This window comes from Pseudomonas sp. BF-R-19 (genome assembly GCF_019956445.1).
Taxonomy (GTDB): Bacteria; Pseudomonadota; Gammaproteobacteria; order Pseudomonadales; family Pseudomonadaceae; genus Aquipseudomonas; species Aquipseudomonas fluorescens_BH.
In genome coordinates this window covers 1-9805 of the sequence record NZ_JAHBDN010000118.1, presented here as the reverse complement: position 1 = coordinate 9805, position 9805 = coordinate 1, and the positions used below count along the sequence as shown (strand labels likewise).

At 60.8% G+C, this 9805-nt stretch carries 8 protein-coding genes and 1 tRNA gene; 4 read left to right on the top strand and 5 right to left on the bottom strand.

The features are described 5' to 3' along the window. Positions 1–141 precede the first annotated feature (141 nt). Positions 142–1644, bottom strand: a complete 1503-nt coding sequence (locus KGB28_RS30440; RefSeq protein WP_223449132.1) for an aldehyde dehydrogenase family protein — start codon at positions 1642–1644, stop codon at positions 142–144. A gap of 365 nt (positions 1645–2009) precedes the next feature. On the opposite strand from KGB28_RS30440, the gene KGB28_RS30435 reads away from it, so the two are divergent. Next, on the top strand, positions 2010–2516 hold the full coding sequence (locus KGB28_RS30435) for a DoxX family protein (RefSeq protein ID WP_223449131.1): 507 nt from the start codon (positions 2010–2012) through the stop codon (positions 2514–2516). A 68-nt stretch (positions 2517–2584) separates the two neighbouring features. Here the strand turns inward: KGB28_RS30435 and KGB28_RS30430 are convergent, their stop codons facing one another. Both KGB28_RS30430 and KGB28_RS30425 read right to left on the bottom strand, forming a co-directional pair. After that, the gene (locus KGB28_RS30430) at positions 2585–3559 is read right to left on the bottom strand and encodes a carbon-nitrogen hydrolase family protein (protein ID WP_223449130.1); all 975 of its coding nucleotides are present in this window, start codon (positions 3557–3559) and stop codon (positions 2585–2587) included. A 101-nt stretch (positions 3560–3660) separates the two neighbouring features. After that, positions 3661–4593, bottom strand: coding sequence for a GlxA family transcriptional regulator (locus KGB28_RS30425; protein ID WP_223449129.1), 933 nt, complete (start codon positions 4591–4593; stop codon positions 3661–3663). A gap of 158 nt (positions 4594–4751) precedes the next feature. Here KGB28_RS30425 and KGB28_RS30420 point away from each other — a divergent pair, with 158 nt between their 5' ends. Further along, the gene (locus tag KGB28_RS30420; RefSeq protein ID WP_223449128.1) at positions 4752–5414 is read left to right on the top strand and encodes a glutathione S-transferase family protein; all 663 of its coding nucleotides are present in this window, start codon (positions 4752–4754) and stop codon (positions 5412–5414) included. Positions 5415–5519: 105 nt separating this feature from the next. Here the strand turns inward: KGB28_RS30420 and KGB28_RS30415 are convergent. After that, positions 5520–5594 (bottom strand) — tRNA-Gln (locus KGB28_RS30415). A gap of 321 nt (positions 5595–5915) precedes the next feature. Here KGB28_RS30415 and KGB28_RS30410 point away from each other — a divergent pair. Both KGB28_RS30410 and KGB28_RS30405 read left to right on the top strand, forming a co-directional pair. After that, on the top strand, positions 5916–6344 hold the full coding sequence (locus KGB28_RS30410; protein WP_150724323.1) for a hypothetical protein: 429 nt from the start codon (positions 5916–5918) through the stop codon (positions 6342–6344). A 165-nt stretch (positions 6345–6509) separates the two neighbouring features. Further along, positions 6510–7052 (top strand): hypothetical protein, encoded by a 543-nt coding sequence (locus KGB28_RS30405; RefSeq protein WP_317853327.1) that lies wholly within the window; start codon positions 6510–6512, stop codon positions 7050–7052. A 41-nt stretch (positions 7053–7093) separates the two neighbouring features. On the opposite strand, the gene KGB28_RS30400 is transcribed toward KGB28_RS30405, so the two are convergent. Continuing rightward, positions 7094–9082, bottom strand: coding sequence for a peptidase U32 family protein (locus KGB28_RS30400; protein WP_223449126.1), 1989 nt, complete (start codon positions 9080–9082; stop codon positions 7094–7096). Between the last annotated feature and the right edge of the window lie 723 nt (positions 9083–9805).

The window sequence follows — 9805 nt, the reverse complement described above, 5'->3', positions numbered from 1 at the left end:
AATGCGGTGTGTCAGATAACACTATGTCAACTGATACACCGCATTCGCGAGCAAGCCCGCTCCCACAGGGTTTAGTGGTGGTCATGATGAATTGGTCAATGCCAAGTGACCGCCCTTGCAGCGGTCACAGGCACCGCCATCTCAGCGTTTGACACCCAGATCGACCTGGGTCATGCGACTGCGAATGGTGAACACGCCATCACCGGAGAGAATCGCACTGCGAGCAAACAGGCGACCGCTCTCCCAGTTCGAAAGCCCCAGTTCCGGCTTGTTCAACGCGTACTGGCCGTCGACCCAACGGGTGATGCCATTGCCGACAAAAGGCGCGTTGACCGCGTTGTAGAACCGCTCCTGAGCCTCGGCACTTTCACTGATCAAGGACACTGTGAATTGCGGGCTGTAGCGATTGAACAAGGCAATGGCACCGTCCAGGTCGTCGACGATTTTCAGGCTGACTTCCGGGGTTTCTTCCCACTCCCACTCACGGCCCAATTGATCTTCCGGCAACGGCTCGGCCTGCGCCTCGCTCTGATAGCCTTCGGCGCGGTACACCTGGACCGTTGCCGCCAGCCAATCTTGTGGCAGATGCGACTCGCTGCCTTCGACGATATGCAGCTTGCAGCCCTGCCCCCGTGCGGTGCCGGCCTGCATGAGTGCGTCGAGGAACAGCGGCACCAGTTCAGCGGCGCGGTCGCGGTGGATCAGGCAGACGTTCAGGGTGTTGCAGACCTTGCGGTCCAGGGAGTTGCGCACCACGGCGGCAAAGCGTGGGGCGTCGGCATCGGCGTTGGCGATCAGCCACGCGCCACCGGTACCGTGCAGGCTGACCGCCGTGCCGGCCTGCTGCGCGATGCTGCCCAACTGGCTGACGGCGCGACCCGAACCACGGGCCACCGCCAATGACAGGCGCCGGTCAGCGAACATCGCCCAACCGGCGGCGTGGTTGACACTTTCCACCAGCGACACCGCACCGGCCGGCAAGCCGGCATCGCTCAATGCAGGGTTCAGTGCATGGGTGACGATCGCCTGGGCGGTGCCCAACGCATCACTGCCGATGCGCAGCACGGCGGTGTTGCCGGTGCGCAATACACCGGCCGCGTCGGCAAACACATTCGGCCGGCCTTCGAAGACGAACGCGACGATGCCCAGCGGCGAGACCACTTGCTCGACCTTCCAGCCATCGTGCTCGACGCTACTGATCACCTTGCCACGGCTGGCCGCCGCATCACGCCAGGCGCGCAGGCCGGCGATCATGTCGCGACGCATGCGCTCATCGGCCAGCAACCGGGTGGTCGAGCGACCGCGCGCCTTGGCCCGTTCGATGTCGGCGAGGTTGGCGGCTTCGATCAAGGCCCAGCACTCCGGGGTTTCCAGGCGTTGGGCAAACAGGTCGAAGAAGGCGCTGATCGCCTGGTCAGACACCGCCGACAGCGCGGTGAATGCCGCCTGGGCGCGCTCGATCGCGACGTTGGCCGCTTGCTGGTCCGCCACGGGGATCAGCAGCAACTCACCACTGACCTGCTCCACCAGCAGGTGATCACCGGGCTGGAAGCGTTGCGCCAGTTCGGGGCTGACGACAGTGACACGATTACCGGCGAAAGGGATTGGTGTGCCAGCGACTAGACGTTCGAGCGCGAGGGACATGAAGCGGTTCACCATGCAGTGGGCGGCCGGAAAATGTATAGCAATTTCCCTGTGGGAGCGAGCCTGCTCGCGAAGAGGCCGGCACATCCAACATAGCTGCAGCCTGACACTCCGCCATCGTCGGATCGCCGCCCGGAGCAGGCTCGCTCCCACAGGGGCAAGAGGTATGTGGTGACCGGTTACGTATCTCAGTGTATACAGCCCCGCCCCAGACACACCCCGCACTCAAAACCCCGCCGCAACGACACACCGCAGATACACCCCGTTGATGAAATACGCCTGTCGATTGGCCATGCCGATCAAAGCGCTCAACTCACGGGGCATGCCGTTGCCCCGCCGCCCTGACTTGAAAGAGAGCAACGTCCATGAGCACCTCCATTTCTTCGGCCGTCAAAGGCCTGCACCTGAACCTCGACCGTGCCGGCGACTGGGTTGCCCCCCTGGCGCTACGAGTGTTCCTCGCCTGGGAATTCCTCGAGTCCGGCCTGGAAAAACTCAACGGACAGAACTGGTTCGCCGATATCCAGACGCGCTTCCCGTTTCCGTTCGACCACCTTCCAGCAACGCTGAACTGGGAACTGTCGATGTGGGCCGAACTGATCTTCGCCGTGACCTTGCTGGTGGGCCTGGGCACACGTTTTTCGGCGCTGAGCCTGATGGTGGTGACCCTCGTCGCAACCGCCGCCGTGCATTGGCCCGCCGACTGGCACACCCTCAGTGAACTCGCCCAAGGTTATGCAATCAGCAACAAGGGTTACGGCAACTTCAAGCTGCCCTTGATCTACCTTGTGGCCCTCACCCCGCTGCTGCTGTCGGGTGCCGGCAAGTTCAGCATCGATGCGCTGCTGGCGCGTTTCATCTGGCGTCGCTGAAACGAAAGCTGCAACGCGGACAAACAAAAAGGGGGCTTCATGGAAGCCCCCTTTTTGTTTGTCCGGAACTAACCCATCACTTCTTCCAGCCCGGTCTGTTCGGCCAGCTTGGGATGCGCGCTGCGTTCATGCACATGGGATTGCGGGGTGCGGTCGATCAGCAGGCTCAGCAGTTCCGGGCGGCTGTAGTGGCCGCGGGAATCCATCATGCGTTTGCGCTTGTCGATCAGGCCCATGTCGAGATCAGCGATCACCTCGCCCTCACCTTCCTGCAACGAACCCAGGACCGTGCCATCCGGGCTGATGATTGCGGTATAGCAACCGCCGGAGATCGGGCCGATGGCGCAACCGGTGTCGGCCATGATCTGCGCCTGTTGTTCGGGGTTCAGCCACGCCGTGGAGTTGACCACAAAGCACGCGGCCTCCAGGGCATGCTGGCGAATGCTGACTTCCATTTGCGCAGCGAACAGGGGACCGGCAAACGACCCCGGGTACATTGCCGCATGGATCTGTTCGCCATCAGCCATCAAGGCATAACGGGCCAGCGGGTTGAAGTGCTCCCAGCAGGCCAGTTGCCCGATGCGCCCTACCGCGCTGTCGACGGCACGCAGACCGGAGCCATCGCCCATGCCCCAGATCATGCGCTCGTGGTAGGTCGGGGAAATCTTGCGGCGACGCTGGATCAGCGAGCCGTCGGCATCGAACAGCAGCTGCGTGTTGTACAGCGTGCCGCCATCGCGTTCGTTGACGCCGATGGACACGACCATGCCCGCTTGCCTGGCCGCAGCACCGATGGCATCGGTGGCGGCCGAAGGCACGGTGACCGCCTGGTCCAGCAGCTTGAGGTGTTCGGCGGCCATTTCAAAAGGCGACTGCACGTAGGAAAAGTACGGGTAGTACGGCACGACGGTTTCCGGGAACACAGCGAATTGCACGCCCTGCTCGCCGAGTTCGAGAATCTTCTGCACCACTTTGTCAACGGTGCCTTCACGGCTGTAAAGAACGGGACTGATTTGTACGGCGGCGGCTTTGACGAGGGTCATGGCGGTGATCTCATTGAGGGATACGTTTCAACGAGATCAAGATTACGCCGATAATAAAAAGGCTTGAATGTCGTATACACCACCTTTCAGGACATCACGATTCAGCCCCGACTGGCACGCTGAATCACCTGCGGCGGCTGCCCGAACGCCCGAATAAAAGCGCGGCGCATGCGTTCCCGATCCCCAAAACCAGTGTCCGTCGCCACTACATCGATGGAGTGCCGTCCGGTTTCCATCATCAACCGGGCCGACTCGACCCGCAGGCTTTCGATGGCCTTGGCCGGAGACTGGCCGGTTTCGGCATGAAACACCCGGCTGAATTGCCGTGGGCTGAGATTGGCCGCGCTGGCCAGTTCCTCGACCGACAGTGCGGACTTGAGATTCTGCTTGGCGTAGTTCAGCGCGGCCTGTATCCGGTCGGTTTTGGGGGCCAGTGCCAGCATCACCGAAAACTGCGATTGTCCGCCCGAACGCCGGTGGTACACCACCAATTGCCGCGCGACCTTGCGTGCAATGTCGGCGCCCAGGTCCTTCTCCACCAGCGCCAAAGCCAGGTCCACGCACGCGCTCATGCCCGCCGCCGTCCACAGGTGGCCATCGTTGATGAAGATCCGGTCTTCCTCGACCTTCACGTTCGGGTACGCCTTGCGAAAGGCCGGCACATGCGCCCAATGCGTGGTCGCCCGCCGACCGTCGAGCAAACCGGCCTCCGCCAACGCATTCGCCCCCGTGCAAATCGAGCCCAGACGCCGGGTGCCGAGACTGCCGCGGCGCAGAAACTCCAGCATGCCCGGCGTGGTCGGGCGGATCAGGTTGTCGCCCAGGACCAGCAGCGTATCGAACGCGCGCTGGTCGAACGCTTCGGTCTGCACAGCAAAACCGGCGGACGTTTGCACCAGGCCACCCGGCTCGGACAGCAAGGCAATGCGGTACAACGGCTCGTCACCGGCACTGTTGGCCAACTCGAAGGCGGCACACATGGCCAGGCCCAGAACCTGGAAACCGGGGTGAACAATGAGTCCGATCTGGTGCATGGCGATATGACCCTAAACGTGGCATGCCTGAAGTTCAGGCCAGAAGACCTGTACTCTAACCCGAACAGCAGGCACCGGACATCAGGGTGGAGCACCTCGCGCATTGGCGGATGGCGATGGATAATCAAGAGGTTTCCATCTCACCGAGGAATTGAAGGATGTCACTGACTCTCTATTTCCATCCGCTCTCGTCGTTCTGCCACAAAGCACTGATCGCTCTGTATGAACTGGAAATCGATTTTGAAAAAAGGGTCATCGACCTGGGCAACGAGGCTGACCGGGCCGAGCTTCAAGCGCTGTGGCCGATCGGCAAGTTTCCGGTGCTGCGCGATCATGCCCGGCAAAAGAATGTGCCGGAGTCGAGTGTGATCATTGAGTACCTGGACCGGCTCCATCCCGGCCAGGCGCATCTGATTCCGGACGATTGGGAAACTGCGCTGGAAGTCCGCCTGTGGGATCGTTTTTTCGACCTGCATGTCCAGGTGCCCATGCAGAAGATCGTCAGTGACCGCCTGAACGCCGCCCATGGCGACCTGACCCGCGAACGCGCCGCGCTGATGACGGCGTACGGCATGCTTGAACGTCAGCTGACGGCAAGAACCTGGGTCGCCAGCCCGGCGTTCAGCATGGCCGATTGCGCCGCCGCCCCGGCGCTGTTCTACGCCAGCACTCTCGTAGCCTTTCCCGACGATCATCGCCACTTGAGTGCTTATTTCGACAGGCTGACCCAAAGGCCCTCGGTCAAGCGGGTGATCGACGAGGCAAGGCCGTATTTTTCCTGGTATCCGTTTGCCGAGGCCATCCCGGAGCGCTTTCGGTAGTGGCATCAGCGCGAATGGGGAACGGGGAACGGGCGGCAAAAAACCAGCGAATCGACGAATAATTACCGCCGGTCGAGTGTTATCTGATTACACAGGAATAAAAAATGGCAGGGGCGGCTGGATTCGAACCAACGCATGGCAGGATCAAAACCTGCTGCCTTACCGCTTGGCGACGCCCCTGTATCTGTTGCGATGAGTGCCTGGCACTCGCTTTCTTGAGTGGCAACAGGACCTGTTGCCTGCTTGCGTGACGGGCTCCCTGAGGGCCGCTGCAAGAGTGGGCGCAAATTTACCAACATTTTTCTCGCCTGGGAAGCCCCAACAAAAAAAATTGTTCATTAAAACAGGCGCTTAGTGTTGAGCCGGATCTCGGGGAGCTATCGGCGCACATTCAGCCCGACCAGCTCTGCTACGCTTTTCTTTACTCGAATTGAATCGGGAATCGATTGCGCAACACCCTTCCCTTGCCATTTGAGGGCGCCAAAAGTGAAAGGCAAATTAATGGGGGCCGCTGCAACCCTTCTGGTACTCGGGACCGCGATTTATGGGTTGAACACCTGGGAACACATCCAGAGCCAGCGACAGGAAGCGGTCTGCAAGGCCGCCCGGGAGCATCTCAATCGCCTGGAAACCCAGACGCGAGCGTTGGCCTCCGGGTTGACGGTCGAAGCCTATGCCGAAGCCGAAAAAGCCGAGGCTGGCCAGTTGGTCCTGGCACTCGATACGGCCAAAAATGAAGCCGAGGTCGATGCCGTCATCGACAAGCACGCCGCTGCCATCGAGGCGCAGATAACGGCCGAGGACGCTGAGGTCCAGTCCCGAGGCGAACAACCCTTCCTCGGTCAGGAACTGAAAAAGCAACGCATTCCCACCGACGTCAAACAGGAATTCAAACGAGCTGAAAAGGCCGTCGCCGACACCTGCGGATAGTGTCGACCGCCAGCTCCAGGTTTGCCACCAGCGTCTAGACTTCAGCAAAAGCAGGTTTCAAGCAGACTCCGCGTTTTTAACAAGAATCCTGTAAAAAACGAGGGAGTCTCGACTTTGAAAATATCAGCCCTCTGTGCCATCGCGAGCCTGCTGGTGTCGGCTGCGGTGTCTGCCAACGGCGTCATTCCTGTCCTCGAAATGGACTTCACACGGTCGGCAATGGAAACCCTGAAAAAACTCGGCATCGAAGATGCGTGCATCATCGGCGCTTCGAGCGCCTCTGCGTTCACCTATTGCCGGGAAGGATCGACGACGCTCTGGAAGTATCAGGCACTGGACCTGGAACAAATGGCGGCTAGACACAGGGGTGCACAGCAGCCCTCGACGGTCTACCAACCCGTTTCTGTCATGGAATTCGAGAGCGCGGCCTGTGAAGACGAGATGAACGAATCCGCCGCTGGAAAACCGGCAACCATAGGTTGGCTGATCCTCGGCCTGATGGCCATTTTCCTGCTGATCGGCTTGCATTACACCTATAGGGCCATGCTGCAACGCCGCCATGACGCCGCCGCGTACACGCAACCTCAGGAGCAGGCGTCGAGCGAAGCCCTGCCGCCATTCCAGGCAACCGCACGAACAAAAGCCCTGGCGGCGATTGGTCTGGCTGTTGCCGTGGCATTCGCTTATTTCAACTTCACAGGGTATTGAACAACAGGTGAGCGCGCCGTTGCGGCGCGCTCACCGGTCACTCAGTGCGGTGCGCGCGGGATGGTCTTGAGCAGGTCTTCAGGGCTGATGTGACCGACCACGCTGCCCGGTTGCGGCAGGTTGAGGATGTGGCCTTTCATCTTGCCGATGATGTGCATTTCACAAGGCTTGCAGTCGAACTTCAGCGTCAGCACTTCATCGCCGTGGATCAATTGCATCGGCGCGACCTTGGTGCGTACACCGGTCACGCCCTTGGCCTGTTTCGGGCACAGGTTGAAGGAGAAACGCAGGCAGTGCTTGGTGATCATCACCGGCACCTCGCCGGTTTCCTCGTGGGCCTCGTAGGCCGCATCGATCAGCTTGACGCCATGACGGTGGTAGAAGTCGCGGGCCTTCTGGTTGTAGACGTTGGCCAGGAACGACAGGTGCGAATCCGGGTACACCGGCGGTGGCGTGGTTTCGGCCTTGCGGCTGCCCCGCGGGTGGGCGGCGATCCGCGCTTCGGTCAAGGCTTCAATCACTTCGCGGCGCAAGGCCTTGAGCTGCGAGTTCGGGATGAAGTACGCCTGCGGCGCGTCCAGCTTGATGTCGATGGCGTGGTACTGCGTGGTACCCAGTTGGCCGAGCAGATCCTGCAACTGCTCCAGCGCCTGTTCCGGCTTGTTGGCGGCACCGAACGGGCCGGCCAGGGTGACGCTGGCGCTGATGCCCTCTTCACTGGTAGCGGTCAGTTCCAGCTGGTCTTCACGCAGGCGAGCGACCCAGTTCAGGGCGATGCGACGCTCGGCAGAGGTCTTTTGCAGCGCCTGTTGCCAGTTGTGATCGAGATTGCGATTCAGCGGATGGTTGGGGCGCAGCTTGTACATCCCCTCCGGCATCTCATTGGGCTCGACGCGATAGCGATAGCGCTTCTCGCCGTCCTCCTCGAACTCGCCTTTGGGTTCGGCGATGTTGGCGCGAAAACCCACCACTTCACGTTTGACCAGCACGTTGAGGCCGTCGCCGTTGGACAGCGGCTCGTGCGTCACGACCTGCATGTCACGCTTGGCGACTTTCTCGACCACACCCAACGGCAGACCGGTGAAGGTCGGCGAGTCAAAGGCGCCGATATCGATCTTGCGGTCAGTGACGAAGTAATCGGTGCTGCCACGGTGGAAGGTTTTTTCCGGGTCGGGCAGGAAGAAGTGCGCGGTGCGACCGCTGGAGGCGCGGGCCAGGTCCGGGCGGTCTTCGAGCACGGCGTCGAGGCGCTGGCGGTAGTAGGCGGTGATGTTCTTCACATAGCCCATGTCCTTGTAGCGACCTTCGATTTTGAACGAACGCACGCCGGCCTCGACCAGGGCGCGAATGTTGGCGCTCTGGTTGTTGTCCTTCATCGACAGCAGGTGCTTTTCGTAAGCGATCACCCCGCCCTTTTCGTCCTTGAGGGTGTACGGCAAACGACAGGCCTGGGAGCAGTCGCCACGGTTGGCGCTGCGCCCGGTTTGCGCGTGGGAAATGTTGCACTGACCGGAAAACGCCACGCACAACGCGCCGTGGATAAAGAACTCGATGGCCGCGTCGGTTTCGTCGGCGATGGCGCGGATCTCCTGGAGATTCAGCTCGCGGGCCAGCACCAGTTGCGAGAAACCGGCCTGATCGAGGAACTTCGCCCGCTCCAGGGTGCGGATGTCAGTCTGGGTACTGGCGTGCAGTTCGATCGGCGGAATGTCCAGTTCCATCACCCCCAGGTCCTGGACGATCAGCGCATCGACGCCGGCGTCGTACAACTGGTGGATCAGCTTGCGGGCCGGTTCCAGTTCGTTGTCGTGCAGGATGGTATTGATGGTGGTGAACACCCGGGCGTGGTAGCGACGGGCGAACTCCACCAATTGGGCGATATCGCTCACTTCGTTGCAGGCGTTATGGCGGGCGCCGAAGCTCGGGCCACCGATGTAGATGGCATCGGCGCCATGCAGAATGGCCTCGCGGGCGATGGCCACATCGCGGGCAGGGCTGAGCAATTCCAGGTGATGTTTGGGCAAAGACATAATTTTTTTAGTCAGGCTTGTCACGGTCGAGGCGTGCATTGTAGCGGCGAAACGCCTGACCGGCACCCGTATGCTGCCGGGTGGCGTTTCGGGCAAGCCTGGCGTGCCTCAACCTCTGTGGGAGCGGGCTTGCTCGCGAAAGCGCTGGGTCAGTCAATACTTGTGCAAGCTGACACTCCGTCTTCGCGAGCAAGCCCGCTCCCACAAAGGGTTTTACGTCGTACGCAGAATTTGTGCACAACAACATTCAACTGTGGGAGCGGGCTTGCTCGCGAAAGCGCTGGGTCAGTCAATACCTGTGCAAGCTGACACTCCGCCTTCGCGAGCAAGCCCGCTCCCACAAAGGGTTTACGTCGTACGCAGAATTTGTGCACAACAACATTCAACTGTGGGAGCGGGCTTGCTCGCGAAAGCGCTAGGTCAGTCAACACTTTCGCAAGCTGACACTCCGTCTTCGCGGGCAAGCCCGCTCCCACAAAGGGTTTTACGTCGTACGCAGAATTTGTGCACAACAACATCCAACTGTGGGAGCGGGCTTGCTCGCGAAAGCGCTGGGTCAGTCAATACTTGTGCAAGCTGACACTCCGCCTTCGCGAGCAAGCCCGCTCCCACAAAGGGTTTTACGTCGTACGCAGAATTTGTGCACAACAACATTCAACTGTGGGAGCGGGCTTGCTCGCGAAAGCGCTGGGTCAGTCAATACCTGTGCAAGCTGACACTCCG

What these genes read in the sequence shown, in the direction of transcription:
- KGB28_RS30440 (WP_223449132.1), bottom strand. Translation starts at nt 1,644, where the DNA reads ATGTCCCTCGCGCTCGAACGTCTAGTCGCTGGCACACCAATCCCTTTC.
- KGB28_RS30435 (WP_223449131.1), top strand. Translation starts at nt 2,010, where the DNA reads ATGAGCACCTCCATTTCTTCGGCCGTCAAAGGCCTGCACCTGAACCTC.
- KGB28_RS30430 (WP_223449130.1), bottom strand. Translation starts at nt 3,559, where the DNA reads ATGACCCTCGTCAAAGCCGCCGCCGTACAAATCAGTCCCGTTCTTTAC.
- KGB28_RS30425 (WP_223449129.1), bottom strand. Translation starts at nt 4,593, where the DNA reads ATGCACCAGATCGGACTCATTGTTCACCCCGGTTTCCAGGTTCTGGGC.
- KGB28_RS30420 (WP_223449128.1), top strand. Translation starts at nt 4,752, where the DNA reads ATGTCACTGACTCTCTATTTCCATCCGCTCTCGTCGTTCTGCCACAAA.
- KGB28_RS30410 (WP_150724323.1), top strand. Translation starts at nt 5,916, where the DNA reads ATGGGGGCCGCTGCAACCCTTCTGGTACTCGGGACCGCGATTTATGGG.
- KGB28_RS30400 (WP_223449126.1), bottom strand. Translation starts at nt 9,082, where the DNA reads ATGTCTTTGCCCAAACATCACCTGGAATTGCTCAGCCCTGCCCGCGAT.